The 25,784-nt window shown below is 46.1% G+C and carries 22 protein-coding genes, 1 tRNA gene and 1 pseudogene; 10 read left to right on the top strand and 14 right to left on the bottom strand.

Annotated features, from left to right (window positions below; all coding sequences use genetic code 11):
• Positions 1–71: 71 nt before the first annotated feature.
• Complete coding sequence (locus ASN18_RS07795; RefSeq protein WP_085052180.1) at positions 72–608, bottom strand: Uma2 family endonuclease; 537 nt, start codon at positions 606–608, stop codon at positions 72–74.
• 135 nt (positions 609–743) lie between these two features.
• On the opposite strand from ASN18_RS07795, the gene ASN18_RS07800 reads away from it, so the two are divergent.
• On the top strand, positions 744–1,697 hold the full coding sequence (locus ASN18_RS07800) for a carbohydrate kinase family protein (protein ID WP_085052181.1): 954 nt from the start codon (positions 744–746) through the stop codon (positions 1,695–1,697).
• 79 nt (positions 1,698–1,776) lie between these two features.
• On the opposite strand, the gene ASN18_RS07805 is transcribed toward ASN18_RS07800, so the two are convergent.
• The 6 genes from ASN18_RS07805 to ASN18_RS07830 form a co-directional block, all read right to left on the bottom strand.
• Positions 1,777–1,956 (bottom strand): hypothetical protein, encoded by a 180-nt coding sequence (locus ASN18_RS07805; RefSeq protein WP_085052182.1) that lies wholly within the window; start codon positions 1,954–1,956, stop codon positions 1,777–1,779.
• 78 nt (positions 1,957–2,034) lie between these two features.
• Positions 2,035–2,916 (bottom strand): fumarate hydratase, encoded by an 882-nt coding sequence (locus tag ASN18_RS07810; protein ID WP_085052183.1) that lies wholly within the window; start codon positions 2,914–2,916, stop codon positions 2,035–2,037.
• Between the two features lie 23 nt (positions 2,917–2,939).
• Entirely contained in the window at positions 2,940–4,727 is a 1,788-nt protein-coding gene (locus ASN18_RS17855) for a peptidylprolyl isomerase (RefSeq protein WP_157072883.1), read from the bottom strand.
• A 107-nt stretch (positions 4,728–4,834) separates the two neighbouring features.
• Positions 4,835–5,092: an exodeoxyribonuclease VII small subunit gene (gene xseB, locus ASN18_RS07820; RefSeq protein WP_085052185.1), complete on the bottom strand. Its 258-nt coding sequence runs from the start codon at positions 5,090–5,092 to the stop codon at positions 4,835–4,837.
• Positions 5,076–6,347: an exodeoxyribonuclease VII large subunit gene (xseA, locus tag ASN18_RS07825; protein ID WP_085052186.1), complete on the bottom strand. Its 1,272-nt coding sequence runs from the start codon at positions 6,345–6,347 to the stop codon at positions 5,076–5,078. The genes xseB and xseA overlap by 17 nt, the downstream gene beginning before the upstream one ends.
• Positions 6,307–7,449, bottom strand: coding sequence for a DUF814 domain-containing protein (locus tag ASN18_RS07830; RefSeq protein ID WP_085052187.1), 1,143 nt, complete (start codon positions 7,447–7,449; stop codon positions 6,307–6,309). Before ASN18_RS07830 ends, xseA begins: the two co-directional genes overlap by 41 nt.
• Before the next feature lie 61 nt (positions 7,450–7,510).
• Between ASN18_RS07830 and ASN18_RS07835 the strand changes: the two genes are divergently transcribed.
• Complete coding sequence (locus tag ASN18_RS07835; protein WP_085052188.1) at positions 7,511–8,401, top strand: RpnC/YadD family protein; 891 nt, start codon at positions 7,511–7,513, stop codon at positions 8,399–8,401.
• A 4-nt stretch (positions 8,402–8,405) separates the two neighbouring features.
• On the opposite strand, the gene ASN18_RS07840 is transcribed toward ASN18_RS07835, so the two are convergent.
• Together ASN18_RS07840 and ASN18_RS07845 are read right to left on the bottom strand one after the other, a co-directional pair.
• Positions 8,406–9,203, bottom strand: coding sequence for a menaquinone biosynthetic enzyme MqnA/MqnD family protein (locus ASN18_RS07840; RefSeq protein WP_236861600.1), 798 nt, complete (start codon positions 9,201–9,203; stop codon positions 8,406–8,408).
• 24 nt (positions 9,204–9,227) lie between these two features.
• Positions 9,228–10,667 (bottom strand): annotated as a pseudogene (locus ASN18_RS07845) (RtcB family protein).
• 138 nt (positions 10,668–10,805) lie between these two features.
• Between ASN18_RS07845 and ASN18_RS07850 the strand changes: the two are divergent.
• The 4 genes from ASN18_RS07850 (at position 10,806) to ASN18_RS07865 (ending at position 17,349) form a co-directional block, all read left to right on the top strand.
• Positions 10,806–11,549 (top strand): Crp/Fnr family transcriptional regulator, encoded by a 744-nt coding sequence (locus ASN18_RS07850; protein WP_085052190.1) that lies wholly within the window; start codon positions 10,806–10,808, stop codon positions 11,547–11,549.
• A 36-nt stretch (positions 11,550–11,585) separates the two neighbouring features.
• Positions 11,586–15,791, top strand: coding sequence for an acyl-CoA dehydratase activase (locus tag ASN18_RS07855; protein ID WP_085052191.1), 4,206 nt, complete (start codon positions 11,586–11,588; stop codon positions 15,789–15,791).
• The gene (locus ASN18_RS07860; protein WP_085052192.1) at positions 15,784–15,879 is read left to right on the top strand and encodes an AURKAIP1/COX24 domain-containing protein; all 96 of its coding nucleotides are present in this window, start codon (positions 15,784–15,786) and stop codon (positions 15,877–15,879) included. Before ASN18_RS07855 ends, ASN18_RS07860 begins: the two co-directional genes overlap by 8 nt.
• 111 nt (positions 15,880–15,990) lie before the next feature.
• On the top strand, positions 15,991–17,349 hold the full coding sequence (locus tag ASN18_RS07865) for an HD-GYP domain-containing protein (protein ID WP_085052193.1): 1,359 nt from the start codon (positions 15,991–15,993) through the stop codon (positions 17,347–17,349).
• A 47-nt stretch (positions 17,350–17,396) separates the two neighbouring features.
• Here the strand turns inward: ASN18_RS07865 and ASN18_RS07870 are convergent, their stop codons facing one another.
• The 3 genes from ASN18_RS07870 to ASN18_RS17140 are packed head-to-tail and all read right to left on the bottom strand — an operon-like array spanning position 17,397 to position 19,180.
• On the bottom strand, positions 17,397–18,263 hold the full coding sequence (locus tag ASN18_RS07870) for a Crp/Fnr family transcriptional regulator (RefSeq protein ID WP_085052194.1): 867 nt from the start codon (positions 18,261–18,263) through the stop codon (positions 17,397–17,399).
• An 8-nt stretch (positions 18,264–18,271) separates the two neighbouring features.
• Positions 18,272–19,015 carry a DUF1460 domain-containing protein gene (locus ASN18_RS07875; protein WP_157072884.1) on the bottom strand — a complete coding sequence of 248 codons (744 nt, stop codon included), beginning with the start codon at positions 19,013–19,015 and terminating at the stop codon, positions 18,272–18,274.
• A 3-nt stretch (positions 19,016–19,018) separates the two neighbouring features.
• Complete coding sequence (locus ASN18_RS17140; RefSeq protein ID WP_157072885.1) at positions 19,019–19,180, bottom strand: hypothetical protein; 162 nt, start codon at positions 19,178–19,180, stop codon at positions 19,019–19,021.
• Between the two features lie 382 nt (positions 19,181–19,562).
• Here ASN18_RS17140 and ASN18_RS07880 point away from each other — a divergent pair, with 382 nt between their 5' ends.
• The gene (locus ASN18_RS07880) at positions 19,563–19,907 is read left to right on the top strand and encodes a phage holin family protein (protein WP_085052200.1); all 345 of its coding nucleotides are present in this window, start codon (positions 19,563–19,565) and stop codon (positions 19,905–19,907) included.
• Between the two features lie 25 nt (positions 19,908–19,932).
• Here ASN18_RS07880 and corA read toward each other — a convergent pair whose 3' ends face one another.
• Positions 19,933–20,988, bottom strand: a complete 1,056-nt coding sequence (corA, locus tag ASN18_RS07885) for a magnesium/cobalt transporter CorA (protein WP_085052196.1) — start codon at positions 20,986–20,988, stop codon at positions 19,933–19,935.
• 159 nt (positions 20,989–21,147) lie between these two features.
• On the opposite strand from corA, the gene thrS reads away from it, so the two are divergent.
• The 3 genes from thrS (at position 21,148) to ASN18_RS07900 (ending at position 25,423) form a co-directional block, all read left to right on the top strand.
• Positions 21,148–23,046: a threonine--tRNA ligase gene (gene thrS / locus ASN18_RS07890; protein ID WP_435050996.1), complete on the top strand. Its 1,899-nt coding sequence runs from the start codon at positions 21,148–21,150 to the stop codon at positions 23,044–23,046.
• The gene (gene infC / locus ASN18_RS07895) at positions 23,033–23,533 is read left to right on the top strand and encodes a translation initiation factor IF-3 (protein WP_236861601.1); all 501 of its coding nucleotides are present in this window, start codon (positions 23,033–23,035) and stop codon (positions 23,531–23,533) included. Before thrS ends, infC begins: the two co-directional genes overlap by 14 nt.
• Positions 23,534–23,890: 357 nt before the next feature.
• The gene (locus ASN18_RS07900; protein WP_085052197.1) at positions 23,891–25,423 is read left to right on the top strand and encodes a methyl-accepting chemotaxis protein; all 1,533 of its coding nucleotides are present in this window, start codon (positions 23,891–23,893) and stop codon (positions 25,421–25,423) included.
• Positions 25,424–25,560: 137 nt separating this feature from the next.
• Here ASN18_RS07900 and ASN18_RS07905 read toward each other — a convergent pair.
• Positions 25,561–25,635, bottom strand: a tRNA-Pro gene (locus ASN18_RS07905).
• Positions 25,636–25,784: the final 149 nt, after the last annotated feature.

A 25,784-nucleotide genomic window follows, 5' to 3' on the forward strand; every position in this document is an offset into this window, starting at 1 on the left:
CAGCGTGGTATTTATGGCGCACATTTGTCTCAACGAGGCAAGCCGTCAGCAGAACTGTTGGCAGTGATATATCACTGCGGGAAGTCACCAAATATGTCATCAACATTTATAACCAAACCGTCGATTACTTTGGACTTAACCATACCATTACCTTCTACGGCGCCCTCTGCTGTGGAAAACACCCCATATGCGTCTCCTTTGATGGTAAAAATCTCTATGGTTTCAAGTTCCGGTATGACAATCCAATACTCAGTCACCTTAAATTTTTCATATATCTTTTTCTTTGTCACAGTATCCTTAGTAACAGAACCCATAGAGACTACTTCACAGACCATGTCAGGGACGCCTCTTATATAATCCTGAAAGATAGCCATATTTTCTTTCCTGATGAATATTATATCAGGTTGCAGCCTCTGCACACCTTCTTCAAGTATAACGTCAAGCGGGGAAAAATATAGATTTCCCGTCCTGTTTTTCCTCAAATGATGCAGGATAACATCAACTATCCTCATACAAACTGCCTGATGTCTGCCAAACGGACTATACCCTATAACCTCTACTCCATCGATTATTTCTGTTAAATCAAAGTCTAATACCTGTGTCTCCATGCGGGTATTTTAGCACAAGGGGCTGTCAACTTGTGCGCCGTACATCATTGACAGATTATTAACCACTGTGATACATTGGCATAGTGGTTAATGCCACGCAGTCGGTTTTTGGCAAGACAATTGGAGGCAGTGAAAATGAATATAATAGTTTCCGGTTCTATCGCATATGACAGAATTATGGATTTCCCGGGCAAGTTCTCTGACCACATCCTTCCAGACAAGCTGCACATACTAAACGTCTGCTTTATGATAAACGAGCTTAAGGAGAACTTTGGCGGCACTGCAGGAAACATCGCTTACGCCTTGTCTTTGCTTGGTGAAAGCCCGGAGATTGTCGCAGCAGCGGGGCATGATTTTAACTCATACGGTAACTGGCTCAGAAATCATGGTATCTCTGTGGAGTTCATTAAAATAATACCAGCCGAATTCACCGCTGGGGCATATATCACCACAGACCTCTCGGACAATCAAATCACCTCATTTAATCCGGGGGCAATGAAACACAGCTCATCATATGATTTCAACTCACTCGACCCGCAAAAGACAATCGCAATCGTAGCGCCTGGAAATCTCGACGATATGTTTAATTTCATAAAGATTTATAAACAGCGGGGGATTTCTTACATATTCGACCCGGGACAGTCGCTTCCTGCGTGGGACGGGCATCAACTCATAGATATGATCACAGGGGCAAAGATTTTCATTAGCAACGACTATGAACTAGTCCTTACTATGGAAAAAACCGGCATCACTGAGGGCGATATCACCTCAATGGCCGGGGCATTGATAACCACCAGGGCAGAAAAAGGCTCCACCGTGACATTTAAACGAGAGGGCAGCCTCCAGACCGTCAACATCCCTGCCGTAACTCCATCCAAAGTAAGCGACCCGACGGGCGCTGGAGATGCGTACAGGGCCGGTCTCATAAAAGGGCTGTTGCTGCCTGAGACATCTATCGTTCACGCCGCAAAAATGGGGGCAGTCTGCGCATCATTTTGCGTGGAAGTACACGGAACCCAGAATTATACATTCACAAGACAATCGTTCAACGAGAGATTCGAGGCAGGGTTCTCACAGACAGCTTACTAACACATGGCGTAATGCTGCCTGATAATACGCACCATGGTGGTGAACTCAATGGCGGTGAACGTATATGTTTGGGGCATGTTCACACCCTTATGTCTATGAGGCCTTTTCTTGAGCCATCCTTTTTCTCTTCTTTGGACTGCTCATCTGTGCTGTCCTCTTTTTTAGCCCATTTCGCCCATTTTGAATTTGTCCCTCTGGGTTTATCTCCAACTACAGCGCCTGCGTACCCAACCGGCATCCATGTGTACTCATCTGCCATATCTCTGCACCTCCCTTTATTATTCAGCGTCATTATTCAGCGTCTTAAGCTTATAATCGGCTAAACAGGCAGATAAGTTTAACTCCAGATGAGTCTTCCACGGCGTAATGCCCAGCATGAAATAGTAACATCAACAAAGAATGACGCCGGGTGAATTGGGGCTGCCGCCATTTTTACTCCAAAGAGGGTTGTTTTAAGGCCGTGATTGTTCGCAGTGCCGTTTATTTTCATCATAACCTTACTCTCAAACTCACGGTCAAACTCACGGTTTTTTTCTTCGTTTTTTTCTTCAGGCCCGGCATCGTTCAGCTTTCTCATCAACTGTCTTTTTGAGAGCGCTGTGACCTGCTCCCTTGCTGAACCAACACCTACGCCTGCAATTAAAGGGAAACAGACCTTGACTTCTGCCGCTGCTGCCCCAACTGCCTCTTCAATACATCCGGCAATGGCATCGTAACCGCGCGGCTGAATCACCCCCCGGTCAGTTAATCCGTCTGCGGCAAGCGTAAAGAGTCTTCCGGCATTTTCACAATCTGCCCCGTTTAACAGCAAATCTATTATCAGCGAGGCACCTTCATACTCCTCGAAATTAACTATAGGATAGCCTTCAGAAGAGATAGCAGCGCTGCCCATAAGGGATTCCTTGACTTCTGTAGAGTGAAAACCTATTTTCTTATCGGCTGCGGCTGTGCCTTCGATAACAATATCACCGATCTCTTTTTGGCTTAGGCCCCGGGGAATCTTTATCCAGAACACAGGTATTCCGGTATCAAGACATACTGGCTTTTTTGACGCCCGCGCTGTCCTTATATTGTCAATTAAAGCGGTCAGCGTACCTCTGCCAGCGCTGTCCTGAGGCTCGGCCTCACATGCCCTGACAACCGCTTTCTCAACGTCTGGCGGGACCGACGATGCCACTTTCTTATACAGCTCGACGATCCCGTCTAATAGTTTTAGCATTTATAACCTTAGCGCTGTCATTCTTATTTGGGTTTATCCACCGGTGGATGTCCCTGTGGCACGCCGCCTTGCAGGACATTCGCACCCGGAGCGCCCTGTTCAGGCTTTACCGATGAGTTTTTAATAATAAACTCATCAAGGGCCTTCTTATCTACCATTACATTATAACCCTTCTCTATGCCTATGTAAAAGTCGTCGAATGCCTTGTTTTTCTTTTGCTCTGAAAGCAGCTGAGATATAACACTCTTAGCAGAATCAAAGTCTACCTTCTTTGCTGGCTTTATGTCGGTCACTTTTATAATGTGATAGCCGAAGGTAGTCTTAACAGGGGCACTCACCTCACCCTTTTTCAACTTAAAAACCGCTGCGTCAAACGAAGGCTCCATCTGTCCCTTCGAGAAAAATCCGAGGTCACCGCCCTTGTCGGCTGTCATCTTGTCGATTGAGACAGACTTGGCAACTGTGGCAAAGTCTGTGCCGCCCTTGATTTTTGCGGCTGCATCCTTAGCCTCCTCCTCAGTCTTCACTAAGAGATGGCTTGCCTTTATCTGTTCCGGCATTGTGAAGTCTTTCGAGTTGTTATCAAAATACGCCTTTATCTCATCTGGGGAGACTTGTGCCATTTCGGGTTTGAAGGCCTTCTGTACGAGGGCGTTTATCAGGGTTACCTTCTTAAACTCCTCAATTTTCTGAACATACTCAGGGGTTTTATCTATACCGGCCTTTTTTGCCTCAAGATTGAGCAATTCAGTTTTCTTCATCTCTTCTATGAGTTTTGTCATACCTTCCTTGCCCTTAAAATACTGCTTTACCTCAGCAGGGAGCTTTGACAACTCAGCTTCAATGCTGGCTGCTGTTATTGAGACATCACCGATTTTAACAATCGGGGTCGTATCAGCCGCAGCAGCAGGAGCCTGCCCCCCCTTTTTTGAATCGCCCTCTGCGTGCTTCGAGATAAAACTCTCCAACGCCTTCTGGTCAATTTGTACATTATAGCCCTTTTCTATCTGGGCTATATAACCGTCAAACGCCTTTTTCTGCTTTTCAGAGGTCAGATATTGTATTATCATGCCCTTTGACGGCTCGAATTCCATTTTTGCAGAAGGTTTCATATCAATAACCTTTATCACATGATAGCCGAACGGGGTCTTGACTACAGGGCCTGTCTCGCCTTTTTTCAATTTAAAGACAGCCGCATCAAATGTAGGCTCAAGCTGCCCTTTCGCGAAGAATCCCAGGTCTCCACCCTTTTCCCCAGATACCTTATCCACTGAGAACTCTTTGGCGATTGCAGCAAAATCTCCGCCTTTTTTTACCTTTTCCAATACCTTTTTTGCCTCATCTTCAGTCTTCAGCAGTATGTGGCTTGCCTTTATCTGATCAGGCATTATGAACTCTTTTGGGTTCTTATCAAAGTAATCCTTCGCCTCCTCAGGGGTTACTTTTATATCCGCCATGTTTATGTTTTTTGTAATCAGTGCGTTTACAAGATTCAGTCTCGTAAACTCGTCCAGCTTTTTGACAAACGCGGGGTCTTTGTCCATCCCCTGCTTTTTCGCCTCAAGATAAAGGACCTCTCTCCTTTTAATTTCATCGACAAAGTTCATAAGCCCTTCTTTGCCGGAAAACGCCGATTTATAATTTGCTGGCAGTTTTAAAAGATCATCTTGCAGCTGACCGGTTGTTACGGCGACATCATTGATTTTAACAACAGTTGCCCCCTCTGTCTTCATACCGCCGGACTTCCCCTGCTTGTCATCGCAAGACACGAGAAGCGTTAAGGCTAAAATCATCAGCAGTAGCTTTTTCATTCCTAATCTCTCCATTGCCCAATCTCTCCATTGTTTATATTTTATTTACGCAATTCTTCAGAACTCTATATAATAACAAATATGTACCATTTTTTGTTATCTTAATTTTAGTCGAACAGGCCTGAACCCCCTGTAGCCCCGACTGTAGTGGACGGGACAGCGTGTTTATCCTCGCCAAAGTCCTTCAGGACATCTTTTAGTTCCTCCTCAGTATCGCGAAGCCTTTCCTTACAGGACTTTATCAGCGTTATCGCACGCTTCACCTTTTCTGTCAGCACATCAACGTCGATGGTTTCACTTTCTATCTCAGATATAATTTCCTCGATTTCCTTCAGCGCCTTAGAGTATTTAAATCCCTGTTTCATCCTTTACCCCATGGGTTATTTCGACGGCCTCGCTTTCAATGCTGCCATCGTATAATAATGTTGTCAAACGCTCACCGGCAGAAATCCCGGCTGCTGACCTCAGCGCCTTGCCATTTACGCTGGTAATGCTGAACCCCCTTTTTAATATGTTCTCAGGATTCAGATGTCCTGCCGCGCTCAGGGCACGGTTCAGCCTTTCCCCGTGTTTTTCCAGTTGCCGCGGTGCGTCTCTGCATATTCCTTTAGCGTACTGCTCAAGCATAAACCTGTGCCTCATCACCACAGCAGCCACTGCCGTCCCGACGGCCTTTGACAACAAAAAGAGCCTCCCAGAGGCGTCAAGACACAGTGTCTCTACCGATTTCAGCAGCCTTTGTCCCTGAGCATCTATCATGCCTTCAAACTGCCCTACCCGCTCGATAATAAAAGCCGCCGCCGCTGTCGGAGTTTTTATTGTCACGTGAGCGGTTTCGTCTATCACTGTCTTATCTCTTTCATGGCCAATGCCGGAGATTACCGGAATAGGAAACAGGGCTATTTCCCTGGCAACGGCATAGTTGTTAAAACAATCTAGGTCAGACGCCCCCCCGCCTCCGCGCGTTATCACCACACAATCAAATGCCTCTACCCTTGCGCGGCACAATGAAAGCGCCCTTAACATCGTCGCTTCAACGGCGTCTCCCTGGACTGCCGTCTCAAACAGCGTCACGCTAAAGGCATAGCCATAGGGGTTTCCCCTGAGGTGCTTGACAAAATCCTCATACCCTGCCGCCGTCTTTGAAGATAAAACCGCTATTCGCAGCGGTACAATCGGGAAGGGGACGGCCTTGTTCTTATCGATTAATCCCTCTTTTGTGAGCCTCTCAATAATCTGGCGTTTTGCCAGGGCCATCTCACCAAGCGTATATGACGGGTCGATATTTTGAACAATAAGGCTCAGACCGAATCTCTCGTGGAAATTCAGTGTGGCCTCAACAAGGATTTTCATGCCCTTTGTGAGGGACTGCCCTGTGGCAGACTTAAACTCCTTCGATACGGTCTTCCAGGTTGATGCCCATACGCGGGCACCCATCTGCGCCTTTATCCCCGTGTCATCCTTTTCTATTAGCTCCAGGTAGCAGTGCCCCTTTGCGTCGATGTTCAGAGAGGCTGTCTCGGCCTTTATCAGGTATCGGGCAGGAAATGTAATGGCAAGCGCCTCTTTGACGATTAAGTTAAACTCGTAGAGGCTTAGGAGGTCGCTTGTTTTTGGCACGTTGTCTGTTTTCCTCTATTCTTAAGGCCTTGAGCATCCCGCAGTTTGCTGGAGGCACACTCAGCGGCTCAAGCGGCACACGCACGCCACCGCCAGTAACCCTGCCAGTAACCCCGTAGGTTACTCTATATGCTGAGACGGTTACAACATTTTCATATTTGGAGTCGGCATATCTTGCCGTCAGCGAGGCGGCAGCTTTGAGAGCTTCAGCGTCTGCGGCACCGGTAACAATCGTCGTAGGTGAGCCGATACCCTCAACTGTCATAGTAATATCCCCCGCTGCGGCATGGGATTCTATGGTGTTATTTTCCAGCTCATCTCTTCCTACGACTGCCTTACAGGTATCAGACAGCCTGAAGTGACGCCCTGTTTTCAGTAGATTAATATCCCTTACGGGCGGGTCAGGTATATGAGAGAGCAGTTCTTTGAGCCTGTATGAATATATTGGGTCTGTGAGGAGGCACCCGCCTGCCGGATTGGGGAATTCAGTGAGGCCAAACTCCCGGGCCAGTTCAATCTGCGGCCTTCTTGTGCGACCGTTAAAGGCATGGAGTTTTTCTCTGTCTATCAGCCCGTCAAGTTCGGCGCGCGAGGGTGGGAGGTGTTTTGCACTGAGCGGGCGCACAACACGGCCAACAACACCGGCCTCTTTATCTATCAGCGGGAAACAGTCCCGCCGCTGGCTCATCGGACGCTGCCCCAGCACCTCACCAGTTATGATGAAATCCCCGCCGGTCATCTCTAAAAACACCTTCGCCTCTTTGAGCATCAAAATACGGCAGTCAATGCAGGGGTTCATGTTTTTACCATGACCGAATTTCGGATGTTTTACTATCTCTATAAACTTATCTGCAAGATGGCAGAGTTTTACATTAAAGCCAAACTTTTCAGCCGCCGCATATGGGTCTTTGGAGCACGATGACCTGTCAGTTATATCGCAGCCGAAGTGGTTCTGAAAGGAGATGGCCGTTACCTCTACCCCTTGTCTTAATATGGATATGATAGCCAGCGTGCTGTCAAGCCCGCCGGAGAACAATGCCGCTGCCTTAACCATTGGGTACGATAACATTTCGTATATGACCGCTGCAATACGCGCCTGCACTTTTTTCTGAATCTCACTGCGGTGGCGTTTTATTGCTCTTCAAATGTTATACTACTGCTAAATGTCTAAACATTACGATAAGATAATAAAGGAAATCCTGAAAGATGTTGTCGATACCCTGGTTGCAAAAGTAATCGGCCTGCGAATTGTTAAATCAACTGCAATAGAGACTAAGCTTCAGATAACGAACGAACGCGAGGCAGATTATATTTTACTTGTTGAATTGGAAGATGGCACCATCTCTCTGCTTCACATTGAGTTCCAATCCACGAATTATTCGAAGATGGTGTTCAGAGAGCTGCGCTATTGGCTATATCTGATGGAAACTCATGGAATTGAGCCTATGCAATACGTGTTTTACATTGGTAACGACCCGCTTACAATGAGAGACAGCCTTTCAACAAAGACAACAACTCATAAATATAGCTTAATAGATATGCGTGACGTAGACTGCAAAAAGTTTTTGTACTCTGACACACCTGAAGAGGTTATATTATCTATCTTGTGCAATTATCAGAAGAAAGGTGTTAAAATATTTATAAGAGAGATACTCGATAGATTAAGGGAACTGGTGCCGGAGGAAACACTCCGTGGCAAGTACATAAGGCAGGTAGAAGTCCTGTCACAGTTGAGGGATTTACAGGGCAAAGTATGTGAGGAGGCAGAGGCAATGGCATTAGTATATGATTTAGAAAGAGACGTAAGGTTCAGACAGGGGCGGCAACGTGGAATGCTTGAGGGGGAGAAAAAAGGCCTACTTGAGGGAGAGAGAAAAGGTCTGCTTGAGGGAATAGAGTTAGGGCTTGAACTCAAATTTGGTTCTGCTGGAGTCTCACTGATGAGCATGGTCAGGGTCATTGATACTATTGATAAACTGGATGATTTCAAAAATCATATCAGGAAGGCCGCTTCGGTAGATGAGTTGAAGGAATTCCTGACAATCACCTCTTAACAACTCAAAGCAGCCCTAGTTCCCTGAGATATTTCCCGAACAACTCAAGACCGGTCATGTGCTTCCCCGTAAGGTCATACGAGATAGTGCGCCAATACGAGACTAAGGTCTCAGTGGAAAATTGTCTCGTATATGGACTTTTTACAGCAATACTGTCAAACGATTCAACGGCCTGCGCCTTTGCCGCGTCGAGTTTAGTCTGTAACTCCGCCACTTCACTGCCTTCACAGCGCTTCCTGCTTATCCACAGGGCAAAGACAAACGGTACTCCCGTCTGCTCATACCAGATTGTGCCGAGGTCATAGCGCTGGAGCGCATTATTTTGCTGTGACGCAGCCTCGATGAGGGCATTGTCTCCTATCAATAGATACGCAGGGTGTTCCATAATGCCTTCCATAAGCGGTGCACGCGAGGTCTTTATCTCAACATTAAGGTTATAAAATTTTCGCAGAACTATCTGCAAGAGACCGGTTGATGTCTCAGCCTGATATGAACTCAGGACAGTCTTACCATCAAGCGCCTCAATCTCAGCACGGCTAAACAGGATAATGCTCATAATACGGCCAAAGGAGCTTACAGAGTGACCGTCTATAAGATTATATAAGTGCGGATTTCTCAAGTATTCGATTGAAGACGACGGCCCGGCATCAATAAGCCCCTTTCGCAGCAGGGCATTAATCTCTGAGGGTACGCCGTCAGTGAATTCGTAGTGTTCATTGACCGCCTTGTGCGGGTTTTCAAGGCAGTAGAATATCGGATAGAGGTTTGCGAAGTTTATCCTGCCTATTTTTTTCAACACCACAGATAGCCCTTCACCACGCCGAATCTAGCCCTTCACCACGCCAAGGGGTTTGAGCATGGCCACCTTTTTTGAGATACCGGCACTGTGGACGATTTCAACAACGTTTGATACATCTTTATATGCCTCTGGCATCTCCTCTGCCAGGGTTGTCCTGCCGGCTGTCATTACCGTTACCCCCTGGTCCTCAAGTTCGCGCCAAATCGCCCTGCCCTTTGCCGCCTTAATCGCCTTGTGTCTTGACATCAGGCGCCCTGCCCCGTGACAGGTTGAGCCAAAGGTCTCAGCCATAGCCTTCTGCGTCCCGGTCAGGACATATGACGCCCTGCCCATGTCGCCGGGGATAAGTACCGGCTGACCAATGTGCCTGTACGACTCTGGAAGCTCTGCGTGCCCCTTGGCAAAGGCGCGCGTGGCGCCCTTTCTGTGTACAACCAGTGCCCGCTTTGTCCCGCCGACGGTGTGATGTTCTACTTTTGCTATGTTATGCGCTACGTCATAGACGAGCCTCAGACCAAGCTCCCTTGGGGAAGCACCCAGTGCCCTTGAAAACGCCTCCATTGTCTGGTGCATTATGACTTGCCTGTTAGCCCATGCGTAGTTTGCCGCCCCCTTCATTGCCGAGAAGTATTGTTGCGCCTCAGGGCTGTTAAACGGTGCTGCCGCTAATTCCTTGTCATAGAGCTTTATGCCGTATTTCTTTGCCGCCTTTTCCATAGTGGAAAGGTAATCAGTACAGACCTGATGTCCAAGCCCACGGGAGCCGGTGTGTATCATTACGGTTATTTGTCCTTTGAACAGGCCAAAGGCGTTAGCGGCAGCTTCGTCAAATATCTCACTGACATACTGTATCTCGAGAAAGTGGTTGCCTGAGCCAAGCGTGCCCTGCTGGTTTTTACCTCGCTCCAGAGCCTTGCCGCTTACTGCCGCAGGGTCGGCCCCTTCGATACAGCCGCCCGATTCGGTCTTATCCAGGTCGTCTGCCGTTCCAAAGCCGCGTTCAACTGCCCAGCGTGCCCCTTTTTTTAACAGCTCACGCTCATCATCTAAGGACAGCGCAAGTGCCCCCTTTGTGCCAACTCCCGACGGTACGCTATTGTAAAGAACCCCGACGAGGTCCTTCATCCTCCTGAGTACCTCACCCCTGGTGAGGTTGCTCCTGAGAAGCCTCACGCCTCAATTAATGTCATAGCCCACACCGCCCGGTGAAATCACACCGTCGTTTATGTCAAACGCCGCAACACCGCCAATTGGAAACCCATAGCCCGTATGAATGTCAGGCATTGCCATAGATACGCCAACAATGCCCGGCAGCGTGGCAACATTTGCTACCTGGTCAATTGCCTGAGCCTCGAGATGCCGCTCAAGTTCGGGGTCAACATATATAATGCCCGGCACTAACATGCCCTCTTTTGAGTCTGCCGACACTTCAATCCTGTTACCGTCTAATCTGATAATATCTCCCATAGTCAACCTCCTGACAGCAGAATATACTATATTATAACAATGCCAGTATTAATTTATAGCCCTGATATAATATAATATGCCTATGCGAGTAACTCCTAAGATTATCGCTTATGATTCGCTTATGATTAAGGAGGGGAGATGAGAACGCTGGCAAAGGACCAAACAAAAGCTGATATACCAAAAGACCTGAGGTGTCTGCCGTGCCTTTCGCTTTTAAAGGACGAGGAATTCTCAGACATCTCAGCGTCTGTCGAGGTCAGAAGGTTATGCAAGCACGAGATAATTTTTCTTGAATCAGAACCGTTGAAATCCACTATCATCGTTAAGGCAGGTTCAGTGAAGATATATAAGACCGCATCTAACGGCAGGGAGTTGATTATCAACATCTTATGGCCGGGTGAATATTTTTGCTATCCACCGCTCAAAGATGACACTGCCAATATTATCAATGCTATGGCCTTTACAGATTCTACTGTGCTGCTTATACCTTCTGATAAATTCAAGGAGCTGCTTAGCAGGAAAATTGGCGACGTGGGAATTAATATCGTTTCCGGACTTTGTGAAAAAATATCAGTTCTGTCAGAGAAACTCGATGACCTTGCCTTCAGAAATGTTCAGCAGAGGATTTTAAAGACCCTTTATGCGATGACAGACGGCCTGCCAGTCGAAGACGGTTTAGTTACAGTGGCTATTAACCATCAGGAACTTGCCGCGCTTGTCGGAACTGCACGTGAGGTAGTATCAAGGATTGTCAGCACTCTAAAGGAAAAGAAAATCATATCGGACAGCCGCACTAAGAATTTCAAGATAAACAAGAAAACTCTTCTCAAGCACATAAAAAGCGCATCGGCTTCCAAAACCCATGTTTGTTGCAGCACATGAGCAAATAGTTGGAGGCAGTGAAGAAGGAGGCAGTTGATGAGATATATCGGAATTGACGCTGGCTCTGTCAGTGTTAAGATTGTCGTTATGGACGGTGACGGCAGGGTCGTTGACAGCGTATATGAAAGGCACAAGGGCCATTCCATAACTGTAGCATATAAAAACCTCACGTCTATGAACCTGGACGCAGCGTCAGTTTCTGTCACCGGTACGGCAGGAAAGACGCTTGCCGCAGTATTGGGCATAAAACATGTAAATGAACTTGCTGCCCAGTCATATGCTGCAAAAAAACTCTTCCCATCTGTCAGCACCATAATTGAAATGGGCGGTGAGGACTCAAAGTTTATCATCCTTGACAGCAGCGGCATACGGGATTTTTCAATGAACTCGGTCTGTGCCGCCGGTACGGGTTCGTTTTTAGACCAGCAGGCCGAAAGGCTCAGGCTCTCGATAGAGGAATTTGGAGAGATGGCCGTGAAGACTAAGAACCCGCCGCGCATTGCCGGTAGATGCAGCGTGTTTGCAAAGAGCGACATGATACACTTGCAGCAGATAGCCACACCGGTAGAGGACATCGTTGCGGGGCTGTGTTTTGCCGTTGCGAGGAATTTTAAGGGTACTATTATCAAGGGCAGGGCCGTTATCCCTGATGTCTTGTTTCAGGGCGGTGTGGCCCTCAACAAGGGCATGGTAAGGGCATTTAAAGAGGTATTCCAACTGTCTAATCTGATAGTCCCAGAGAAATGTGAATTTATGGTTGCAATTGGGGCTGTTTTAAAAGACATGGAGGGGGGCGAGCCTCAAAGACTTGAGCTGTCTCTTATAGATAAATATCTGAAATCTGTTAAATATGCCGAGGCAGGGCGCCCACCCTTGATAACAGCGGGCGATGGCTTTATGGAAAGACATGTAAAGGCGTCTCATCAGCCTAAGGCACAGCGGCCAGCAGTACCGGCATTACTGGCAGCACCGGCAGAGGGCGTCTCGTGCTTTTCAGAAGAAAATATGAAGATTATGGCATACATGGGCGTAGATATAGGCTCGATAAGCACAAACCTCGCCGTCATTGACAAAGAAGGTAATCTGCTGGCAAGGCGGTATTTAATGACCGCCGGAAGGCCGATTGAGGCCGTAATGCAGGGGCTGGTAGAGATAGAAAAGGAGATTGCCAGAGATGTTGAAATCGCAGGCATAGGCACTACTGGGTCGGGCAGATATATGATAGCTGACTTCATAGGCGCTGACATAGTGAAAAACGAAATCACAGCCCAGGCCACTGCCGCGATTTCCATTGACAACACAGTCGATACAATTTTTGAGATAGGCGGACAGGACTCCAAATATATATCAATCGAAGACGGCGTCATCACTGACTTTGAGATGAACAAGGCCTGTGCAGCAGGTACGGGTTCATTTTTAGAAGAACAGGCAGAGAAACTCAATATCTCCATAAAAGAGGAGTTTGCCAGCGAGTCATTCTCCTCATGCCAGCCATGCAATCTGGGCGAACGCTGTACGGTGTTTATGGAAAACTCACTGATGGCCAACATACAGCGCGGTGCAGAGAAAAACGACCTGCTTGCAGGGTTGTCATACTCGATTGTCGAAAATTATATAAACAGGGTTGTTGCTGGGAAGAGAATCGGCAGAAAGATTTTTTTCCAGGGCGGCACGGCATATAACAAGGCAGTCGTGGCGGCATTTGAGAAGTTCACCGGTCAGACAGTAACCGTTCCCCCAAATCATGACGTTACGGGGGCAATAGGAATGGCATTAATTGCCAGAGATGCTAAATTAAACGGTACGCCTTCGGCCTTTAAGGGATTTTCGATAACGCAGCGCCCATATTCGGTCTCATCATTTGAGTGTAAGAGCTGCTCCAACGTGTGTGAGATAAACCGTGTCTCTATCGAGGGTGAAAAAAGAAAACTCTTCTACGGCGGCAGGTGTGAAAAGTACGATATAAAAGAGAAGTCCGACATGGAGGACTTATTTGCCTTCAGAGAAGAACTCCTCTGGAAGGGCTATGAAGCGGTGGCGCACACATCCTCAAACGGCAAGGGAAAGCCAGTGCTTGGGATTCCGTATATATTCCTGTTTCACGAATATCTGCCATTTTGGACTACGCTGCTTGGCAGACTTGGCTTTGGAGTAGTGGTATCACCTAAGACGAACAGGCAGGTGGTAAATCTCGGGGTTGAGACAGTGCTGTCTGAGTCGTGTTTCCCTGTGAAGGTTGCCCATGGGCATGTCAAATGGCTGCTTGAGCAGGGTATCAATCATGTGTTCCTGCCGTCTTTTGTCAACATAAGCGCCCCGGGTGAGGATTTCTCAAAAGGCTCACCGTGTCCATATACCCAGACCATACCATATCTGTCAAAGGCGGCCTTTAAGCACATGCGCCTGTATAAACCTATTATAGATTTCACACGCGGCGATAAATTCCTGACAAATCAGCTTTCAAAGGCCTTCAGGGGTTTTTCCATATCTGCAAAGGCGATAGCTCATGCGATAAAAGACGCGAAAAATGCCCAAGAGGAGTTCTACATAGAGATGCAGGAACGCGGCAGCCAGATACTTCAGGGGCTTGCCGAAAAGACAATCGTTATAGTAGGCAGGGCGTATAACTCTTTCGACGGCGGCGTAAACCTCCAGATACCAAAAAAACTGGCCTCATTAAACGTCCTTTCTATTCCAATGGACATGCTGCCGCTGTCAAGGGTTGACATAACAGACCGCTGGCAGGAGATGTACTGGAGGAGCGGGCAGAGAATCATCAAGGCGGCCAGGTTTATCAAGGACAACCCGTACCTGTATCCCATATACATAGGGAATTTTAACTGCGGGCCGGACTCCTTTATCCTGAAGTATTTTAAGGATGAACTTGGTGATAAGCCATTTTTACACCTTGAAATAGATGAACACAGCGCCGATGCCGGTGCTGTAACGCGCTGTGAGGCATTCTTAGACAGCATAGAAAACAGAAAGACCCGCCCGTCAAAACCAGTGGAGACGCTTGTAAGGCCGATAATGCGGCCATCGAAGGACAATGTGATATATATACCGCGCATGTCCGACCATGCCTATGCAATTGCCGGGGCGTTTGAGTATTCGGGGATTGCCTCAGAGGTGCTGCCGCCAAGCGATGCCGAGTCCATCGCACTTGGAAGGAAACATGTCTCCGGCAAGGAGTGCTACCCCTGCGCGGTCACAACCGGCGATATGCTCAGAAAGGTGTTCTCTGAGGGATTTGACACTGAACACTCGGCGTTTTTCATGCCATCTGGAACCGGGCCATGCAGGTTCGGGCAGTATAACGTATTCCAACGGCTGCTCCTCGATAACATTGGCCGCAAAGACGTTCAGTTGTTTTCACCCGTGCAGGATTCAACTTTTTACGAGGACTTGGGGATAGCAGGCAGGGACTTTATAACCCGCACATGGAAGGGAATTGTCGCTATCGAGCTGCTTACGAAGTGCCTGCACGAAATACGTCCATATGAAACAGAAAAAGGCCGCGCACAGGCAGTCTATGACAAGTACCTAATGGAGGTCTATGATTCCATAAGGTGCGACAAGCGTAAGATGACAGATATTCTGAGAGATGTACGCACAGACTTTGGGGCTGCAGCGGTTGACCGCACACTGAGGAGACCAGTTGTAGGCGTGGTGGGTGAGATATTTGTCAGGTCGAACAGGTTTTCCAATGAAAATCTTGTTGAAAAGATAGAGGCATTGGGCGGTGAGGTCTGGCTTGCGCCGGTTGAGGAGTGGATATACTATGTGAATTATTTTGGGCTTAAACATGCCTTGATAAAAAAGGATTATTCTGCTACTATAGACATTCTCATAAAGAGGCTGTATAAGAAGAACGTAGAGAGACAGTATCACAAGCATTTTAAGGGATTTTTAAAGACGCTGCACGAACCGGACACGCGCACGCTGATAAAAAAGGCGCGACCGTATGTGGATGAGTCATTCGAGGGTGAGACGATACTAAGCATAGGAAAGTCGGTAGATTTGGCAGAGCGCGGCGTAAGCGGCATTATAAACACGATGCCCTTTGGGTGTATGCCGGGCACAATTGTATCTGCGCTGATGAGGGCATTAAGCAGAGACCACAACATACCCGCTATCAGTATCCCTTATGACGGCACAGAGTCAAACACGACAGTGATGCAGCTTGAGACTTTTATGGAACAAATCAAAAATAATCATACTGGGAGGCAGCATAGTGGGTAATGTAAAAAAATGGAGAAAGAAGAAGATGTCCAAGCACAAGCACAAGAAGCTGCGCAGGAAGATGAAGTTTCAACGCAGGAGAAAATAGCCGCGTGATTTAATTAATAGGAGGCATCCTTCAAAAAGCCCAGAACGAGGATGCCCTCTATTGTGTTCGCGGTAAAGATACCCCATCCAGTGGTAGATACTGACAGTTACCATGGGTACAGAAGATCGTAGACGTGAATTTGCCGAGGTCACTCAGTACCAGGACATACATGTGATGACAACAGCATCGACAAACATACACAGAAAGCTGATAAAGCGGCTGATTTTGGGCTGGGTAGTGTTGTCTGTTGTATTAGGGGGCGTAGTATTTTTAGTCAAGCTCGAGGACATTGACGATTTCGTTGAAACACTTGCCATAAATGAGTCTAAACCACTTATACATGATAGACAGTATTTTTCGCAAGATATAACCGAACAAGAGCGTGAAGAAATTCTCAGTAAACTTAACCACCACATAGAAATGGCCCATTTTGTTGTCGTCGAACTCTACAGTGCAGACCGTAAAGAACTCTACAAAGTCACTTCTAAAGACACTGATATTACAGAAAAATGCGAGAAATACATTGAATCAGATAATCACTCATATTTGTTTGGTGACACTGCGAAATATACCAAGTATTTCATAGACAGACGGGTATACTTAAATTTTGTTGTGCCTCTTTTTGACGACAATAACAAGAAATACGGTTATTTCGAGGCTGTGTATCGCGCGGATGACCGTACAATGGCGGCTATCAGAAACCTGACATTCGGCTCTCTGCTCATAGTGGTTGTAACGGTGTTTGTAACAGTTATCATATTTTATCCAATTGTCATGGGAATGAACAAGGACTTGATAACACTGAACAAAGATTTAACAACACTCACTTATAACCTGTCAGACGCCAACATTGGTATACTAAAATCGTTGGGCAGCGCCATAGCCAAGAGGGACAGCGATACAAACAGCCACAACTACAGGGTTACAATATATGCCGTAACACTTGGCGAGACACTGAAATTACAGGATATTGAGATACAAAGCCTGATAAAGGGCTCGTTTCTCCACGACATAGGGAAAATTGCAATATCGGACAATATCTTACTAAAACAAGGCAAGCTCACCGAAGAGGAGTTTGATATGATGAAAACTCACGTCAGCCACGGTGTGGATATAGTAGGGCAATATGAGTGGCTTAGAACTGCGCTGGATGTGGTGGCAAATCATCACGAGAGATATGACGGGAAAGGCTATTTAAGGCAGCTTAAAGGGGAAGACATTCCATATAACGCAAGGATATTTGCGATAGCCGACGTATTTGATGCCCTCACGTCAAAGCGCCCATATAAAGAACCCTTCTCTTATGAAAAAACCATAGAGATAATGAAAGAAAACTCAGGGAAACACTTCGACCCAGCGCTATTAGAGGTCTTCATAGGCATATCAGCCGCATTATATGACCAAATAAGCAGAACTGAAGACACCATCCTTGAGAAAACCATGACCGGGCTGGTAAGTAAGTATTTTTGACGAAGTGAACCAGGACAATAACTATAGGCCTGTACATGTGGTTTGAATCACATGTTGGGATAGTCTTCGAAAAAACTATTGTTTAACTGTATGAACTTACCACCGGACAGAGATATATCGCCGTTTTTAATCCATTTGTTAATTGTCCGGGTTACTGTCTCACGCACCATTCCTGTCATGTTTGCAATGTCTTGATGGGTTAATCTGGTGTTTAAGACTATGCCGTTTGTTGTTTCTGTGCCGTATTTTTTTGACAACAGGATAAACAGTATTTTTATCCTCTGAGCGGCATTATTGGAATTCAGAATCTCTATTTTATCGTTGGATGAACGCACCCTCTGGCAAAATATTTTCAATAAATTTTGCAGTACCTCCCTGTTATCATAGAGCAGCGAAAAGAAATCCTGCCCTGACATGAGACCAACTACCGACCTCTCAGCGCAATACACATTAGCTGATACCGGCTTGCCGTCAATAAGTGACATCTCGCCAAAAAAGCTGCCAGCCCTATGTATCGCGATGATGATTTCCTTACCTTCTTCAGACAATTGCGTGACCTTAACACTGCCGCTTAGTATGAAGTAAACGTAACTGTTTGGGTCTTCCAGCAAAAAAACGAGGTCGTTTTTATTATACCTCTTAATCTTTAACTTATTGTAAACTGTAGCAAGGGTATAATCTGAAAGCCCGGCTAACAACTCCACACTACGCAGTGATTTAATCTCATGCGTGGATTCAACATGTATATCAATTTCCCACGGGACTACCGCCGGGGCTGGTTTTTCGAGGGCTGCCGCCCTTATATAAGACGCGATGTCCAGTTCGTCGGCATTTTGCCTGATCAAGTCATACTCTTCTGTGTTGACGCGAACAGATATCAGCTTATTGCGCTTGTGCTGCCCTGAGAGTCTCATGCTGTCTCTTAGAACCTAGTAACTTTGATACCGATAAAGGACATCTGAGCAATATAGTCCTCGAATAGAAGTTTTTTAACATGACCGGGATTTTGAGCATTTTTTTTGCCGCTAGCGTGAATGAGATAGACCTTGCCACCCTCTCTTTTGATAATCCCCAGGTGGGCAACTATTTCACCAACAACACGTTTCTCAACGGCCTTGATGAAATAGATGATGTCGCCGCTGTTGAGTTTAGCGCTTACAACGGCGTCTTTGGGGATAATCTCTGTGGATTCAATCCCTCTGGCGCCCTTTATCTTAAGCGTCGTGCCAATTTCAGCGGTAATATCTCTGCCCCATTTGCCGCTTAAAATCATGTCCTCGGCGTATTCAAACCTGTTGTCGTAGTTTTGTACCTTGCCAGAGTCACCAAGCACACCGCGGTCCTTGAATCGCAGATTCAGGGCAGCAGATACCGCCTCCTCCGGGGTCTGACCGATGGACAGCTCAACGGCTCTGAATGTGTGATACATACAGTCCACAGCGCTGTCATATACGATTACATTGTTACGCACATATGCGCCAAGCGGGTCAGTGTCATATGGAGTGCCGACGAACTGCTCTGCCCAAAAGGCTATTCTCTGCCCTAAGGGTAGTGCTGCAACAGCTTCCTGTGTCTTTGATATGTTGTCCTGCGACATATCCTGAGCTGTGGTAATGGCATTAGCCGATGCCGTAAGAAAGAGAATGAGAAATAATAGCTTTCGCATGTCTTATAATATCACATTAACATAGAGAAGAGTGAAACTTTTCATTTCAGTTTGTTGAACAGCCTCTGCCTTAGTACGGCCTGCCTTTGCATCCGCGAATGTTAAAATCTTTATTTGTAAAATCATATGTTTTATCGCTATTATAGTTTTTATCATCAGTTCCATCTTTAAGGCCCTCATCAGTCTCTAATTATAACGTTAATTTCACATCGTTTAATTTAACCCCTGATTTCTTCTTTATTACAACGAAATCATCATAGAAAAAGTTCAACCTTACGCTTCCAGCAAAAACAAAAGCGCCACCGGCAAAACGCCCACTGCCATCCTTCTTATTTCTTTGTCCAGTTTTTGGGGAGTATCATACAGGGCAATCGCATTAGAAACTTACACCCGCTAATCCCTCTCCTGGATTCCCGCGAAAGCAGGAATCCAGGAAACCATCGATCAGAGCTAAAAGTATAGGCAATCTCAGCTTATTTTTTCTAATGCGTTTGCCATGGAGTATCATAGTTGCATTATATCCATGTGTAATGTTACGCTGTATGTGATGACTGATCTGCTAGTAACATGGTTAATTATGACAGTTTCGGTGCTGGTGGCGGCATATTTGCTGCCGGGCGTGAGGGTGGCAAGCTTTGGGAGCGCACTGGTAGTTGCCGTTTTACTTGGGGTTTTAAACGCGATTCTCAGGCCGGTTCTGATTTTTTTTACCTTGCCGCTGACGATCTTGACGTTTGGGCTTTTTATATTGGTCATTAACGCGATAATTGTCTTAATCGTGGGGAGTATAGTCAAGGGCTTTGAAGTAAAAGGTTTTATTACGGCCGTCTTGTTTAGTGTTATTCTGTCGATTGCTCACTGGATTCTGCAGGCTGTTATCAGGTATATTTAGGTTATGTGGTGGATGCTCTGGTCGGTCATATCCACTTCTTTCGCTTAAACAATACTATAAAGGAAACAGCCGCTGCAAACATACACCCTAATACAGTAAAATACCCCCAGTGCCACTTCAGTTCAGGCATATATTCAAAGTTCATCCCATAGATGCTTGTAATAAACGTCAGTGGAATGAAAATCGTCCCTATCATCGTCAGGAACTTCATGATTTCATTCATCTTTGTATTAAGGTTTGTCAGATATATATCGTGAAGGCCGTATATTACATCTCTGTATGTCTCCAGCGTGTAGTTGACCTGAATCACATGGTCATAGAGGTCTTTCAGGTACACCTTGCTTGGTTCCCCGATTAGCCCGCTTTGTTCTCTGACAAGTGTGCTGACGATTTCCCTCATAGGCCAGACTGCCTTGCGAAGCCGGATAAATCCGCGCCGAAGTTTATGTATATTGGTCAAAATCTCTGGTGCTGCCGTGCGTAAGACATTTTCTTCGACAGAGTCTACGTCGTCGCCTAATTTCTCTATGACAGCAAAGTAGTTGTCAACCACTATGTCAATCAACGCATAGGCCAGGTAGTCTGCCCCCATCTTTCTGATAAGTGTCTTATTGTACTCAAGGTGGTGCATAAGCGGCTTGAAGACGTCGGATTCTTTTTCTCTGAATGAAAAGACATAGGTTTTTCCCATGACTATGCTTAATTGCTCTATGCAAACCGGTTCATCTGCCTCTGTAAGCGTTATTACGGGCATCTCTACGAATACATAATCGTCAAAGAAATCTATTTTGGGCTGCTGTTCTGTGTTAAGAATGTCCTCTACAGTCAGTGGATGAATACCGGCGAGTTTCCCCAGTTCTTCAATTATATGCACCTCGTGCAGGCCGTCAATATTAATCCATGTTATGGCGGGTTTATCCTTAAGAGGAAAACACTCTGAGATGGCAGCCTGTTCACTGATAACTATATCGTGGTCGTCATAGCGTACGGAGGTGATTTTGACCTTATCTGTTTTTATCTCACCTATGTGAACAGGTGTTTCAGGGGGCAGACCTACTGACCTCTTGTGTAACCGCTTCATAGGATAACAGTATCTCCAGACATATGCCTTTTATGCTACTATAAGCCGCATTATGTTGTCAAAATTCGTCATGGTCTGAATATTTTTAGTGCAGTGGTATTGAAATCTTTTCTCCATATAGGTTATTATCTTGTATACAGTACAAGAGAGGTGGAAAGTATCGTAATTAACATTGAAGGTGAAGTAGTCGATGCCGATAAGGATGATGTACTTAAAAGACTCAAGAAGGTAAATGCATTAGCGCTGAAAAGTGCAGAGGGGCATATATTCGATATCTCAGGTGATGTTGGTGGCACCGGAGAGTTAACAGCAGTCACTATAGACTCCCCTGAGGGGCTTGCGATATGCCGTCACAGCACTTCCCACATTATGGCCCATGCCGTGAAAGACCTCTACCCCAGCGCAAAGGTGACAATCGGTCCTTCTACTGAGGATGGTTTTTACTATGATTTCGACATAGACACGCCATTTACCCCTGATGACCTTTCTGCAATAGAAAAGGCTATGCAGAAGATAATAAAACGCAATAACCCGTTTGTTAGAAAAACCATGTCAAAGGCAGACGCCATTGAATTGTTTAAGGCAATGGACGAGGACTATAAAGTAGAAATAATCGAGGCGATTGAGGCCGATGAGGTCAGCCTCTACGAAGAGGGCGGCTTTGTTGATCTCTGTCGCGGGCCGCATGTGCCCAGCACTGCCTCTGTACGTGCCTTCAAGCTGCTTAAAACAGCCGGGGCATACTGGCGCGGCGACGAAAAAAACAAGATGCTTCAGCGCATATATGGAACAGCCTTTGCCACTTCAGAAGACCTGAAGCGCCACATTGAGCTCCTTGAGGAGATCAAACGACGCGACCACAGGAGGCTTGGCAGGGAACTTGATCTCTTTAGTATGAGTGACGACATAGGCGCTGGCCTTATCCTATGGCACCCCAACGGGGCGATGATAAGAAAGACTATTGAGGACTTCTGGCGCGAAGAACACATTAAGGCAGGCTATAAGCTGCTCTACACCCCTCACATAGCAAGAATTGACCTCTGGAAAAAGAGCGGGCACGTTGATTTTTATAAGGATAACATGTATACGCCGATGGACATCGACGGGGCGGACTATGAGATTAAGCCGATGAACTGCCCGTTTCATATTGCGGTTTATAAGAGTGCCCTGAGAAGTTACAGGGAGCTGCCCATTAAGTATGCTGAGCTTGGCACGGTGTACAGGTATGAGCGTTCGGGGGTACTGCATGGGCTATTGCGTGTAAGGGGATTTACGCAGGACGATGCGCATATATTTTGCCGCATTGACCAGATAGAGAGTGAAATACTGGATGTCCTTGATTTTACGCTTTATGTGCTGAGGACATTTGGGTTTGAAAAATATGATGTATATCTGTCCACAAGGCCTGAAAAGTATGTGGGGACACTGGATAACTGGGAGATTGCTACAGAGGCTCTTAGAAAGGCGCTTGAGAAGAAGGGGCTTAAATATGAGACTGACCCGGGCGAGGGTGTCTTCTACGGCCCGAAAATCGATATAAAGGTGAAGGATTCCCTGAACAGACAGTGGCAGTGCAGCACAATCCAGGTGGACTTCAACCTTCCTGAGCGTTTCGATGTCGCCTACCGCGCCTCTGATGACAAGGACCATCTGCCTATAATGATTCACAGGGCATTGATGGGTTCACTGGAGAGGTTTTTTGGTATACTTATTGAGCATTACGCAGGGGCATTTCCGCTTTGGCTGTCACCGGTGCAGGTCTCTGTGCTGACAATATCAGAAAGGCAGGCGGAGTTTGCAAAGGAGACCGCCGGAGTACTCATGAAGGCCGGGCTCAGGGTTGAAACTGACCTCGGAGATGAGAAGATAGGCTATAAAATCAGGCAGTCATCGATAAAGAAAATCCCCTATGCCATACTGATAGGAGATAAGGAGATGGAGTCACAGTCGCTAACAGTAAGAAAGAGAAATGGCGAAAACATTAGTTTCGCAGATATAAATAGTCTTCTCGACTTTTTAAGGGAAGAAATCGAAAGCAGGAGGTATGGCCATAAATAAAAAAATCAGGATAAACGAACAAATCAAGGTCAACCAGATCAGGTTGATAGACGTAGAAGGCGCACAACTGGGTATCGTAGCAGTCAGAGACGCTATAAAATCAGCCAAAGAGAAAGGGCTTGATTTGGTAGAGGTAGCGCCAGGGGCGAATCCCCCCGTATGCAGAATAATGGATTTCGGCAAGTACAAGTACCAGATAAGTAAAAAGCACACGCACAAAAAGACAATAGACGTAAAAGAAGTAAAAATCAGACCCCGCATCTCAGAACACGACCTTGAGAGGAAGATAGGTCAGGTGAAGACGTTTGTAGCTGATGGTAACAAGGCTAAGGTCTCGATGTTTTTCAGAGGGAGAGAAATCGTCAGGCCGGAGCATGGGATGGTGGTATTTGATAAGATGATGGAACAGCTTGATGGTACCTGTAATTTCGAGTTGAAGCCTAAACTGGATGGAAAAAGCATCATTATGGTCGTTGCCCCAAAGTGAAAATTATGTAGAACCAGACATTTTCAAAGAAATGGGATTGCTTAAGCGGTAATGTTATTTGTGGAAAAAAGGAAACGGGAAGTGGTGGACCATGTATTAGGTAAAAATGGGGGAAGTCGTATTTGTTATTACCTGATAAAGCAGCGATTTATCAAATTTAGGTAAAATCATGCTTTAACAATCACTCGCCTAAAAGCAGGTAACAAGTGCGCTGTTTGCAGTTGCCTGATTTCATTTAAAGTAAGGCTATACGCCAGCCCTCGGGGTTTTTTTTAATTCTGTTAGCGATTGACAGTGAGGTACGATTTTTTGTTAGCATATAAGTGTGTATAATGATATTATTTGGAGGTCTGCTATATGAAGCTGACACTTGGTAAAAAACTATTTGGTTCATATGGATTGATTGTAGCGCTGCTCCTGGGGTTTTCCTACTACGTGGTATCGATAATGTTTGAATTCAGGGATGATTTAAAATATCACATTAAACTGCAGGAAAACGTGAATGTAGCAAAGACTCTTCAACTTAAAGTAGCAAATGTGTGGCAGTTTTTTACTGACGCATCGCTGACGAAGGACAAGAAGCCAATAATGGATGAGGCAAAACCGAATTTTGAAGATGCAATGCATTCGATTACAAAACTAAGGGAGTTGAACAAAGAAAAACCAGAGACACTAAAGCTGTTGGACGGTATAGATGAGAATATAAAAAGTATGTGGACGGTCGGGAACAGGATGTTTGAAGCCTATGCCGAAGATTGGGACAAGGGCAATGTTATTATGGATGACTATGATAAGGTCTGCGATGAGCTAATAAAAAGTGTTGAGATACTGGTTGGGGAGACAGATATTCTTAGTAAGAATTCTTCGGATGAGATATTTAACATGGTACAGAAGGCTGTGGAAGTGACTCTGGTGGTGGCCCTGACGTCAGTTATTTTGTCGGTAATTATGGGATATTTAACGTCTGTAGCGATAAGGAGACCGTTAAAAGAGGCAATAGAGGTAACGAATCTGATGACGGAGGGGGATTTGAAAAGACGACTTCCCGTCAGTGTGAATGACGAAATAGGGCAGATGAAGACCGTGATAAACATATTGGCTGATAAATTATGCGGCTTTGTGGAATCTGTAAAGACTGTTGCGTTTTCCATATCAGATGTGTCTAAGGTGTTGAAATCTGGTGCAGGGACACTGGCTGCCGGAGCGTCCGGCCAAGCGGCGTCATCAGGGAAAATAGCCTCCCTGATAGATGAGATATCTTCGAGCATCCAGCAAAATTCCGATGACTCCAGTCATATAGAAAAGCTGACAAAAGAGGCTACCACAGATGCCATTGGAAGCGGAGGAGTTGTGAAGAAGACAACCGATGCGATGAGAGAGATAGCCACAAAGATAACTATAATTGAAGAAATAGCGCGTCAAACAAATCTGCTTGCCCTTAATGCAGCCATAGAGGCAGCGCGTGCAGGTGAACATGGCAAGGGGTTTGCAGTGGTGGCGTCCGAAGTGAGAAAGCTGGCAGAAAGGAGCCAGCATGCCGCTGCCGACATAAACAAGTTGTCTTTTTACAGTGTTAGTGTTGCAGAAGAGGCTGGCAGAATGCTTGCCAAGCTCGTTCCAGATATCAAAAAAACTGCGGAATTGATTGACAAAATGAATGTCTCTGAAAGGGGATTGTTACAGAGGACCGGGCAAATCACAAGTAGTGTTCACCAACAGGACAGCATTATACAACGTAATGCTGCCGAATTAGAGGAAATTGCTTCCACTTCTGATGAGCTTTTGGTTATGTCCGACAAGCTGCTCGATGCCATTGGGTTTGGCAGATGTAAGGAAGAATCAGATGAAAAAAGAAAATGTGACACTATGGCACAAATCGCCGCCACATAGACGTGTGAAATGCCGTGTGAAATATTATTCCGGCGCTAAGGCTTGCAGTGGTCATAACAGGGAGTCGGTAGCAGTATATATTTAAGCGCTTACGTACCGAGTGGAAGCGAGGTGCATGTAAAACCGTATGGAATCTATCGGGGCGAGAGGATTCGAACCTCCGGCCCCCTGCTCCCAAGGCAGGTGCGCTAACCAGACTGCGCTACGCCCCGACACACACTTATCTAAAATAATCTATTCCATGACTAAAAGTCAACTCTCACAGCAGTAATGTCAAGCCAAAATAGAAATGTCCTATTTTTACCAAAGTAAAAATGTCCTACTGGGTTAATAATAAGTGTACGGGTATCCCCTGTCAATT

The organism is Candidatus Magnetominusculus xianensis (assembly GCA_001541255.1).
GTDB classification, from domain to species: Bacteria; Nitrospirota; Thermodesulfovibrionia; order Thermodesulfovibrionales; family Magnetobacteriaceae; genus Magnetominusculus; species Magnetominusculus xianensis.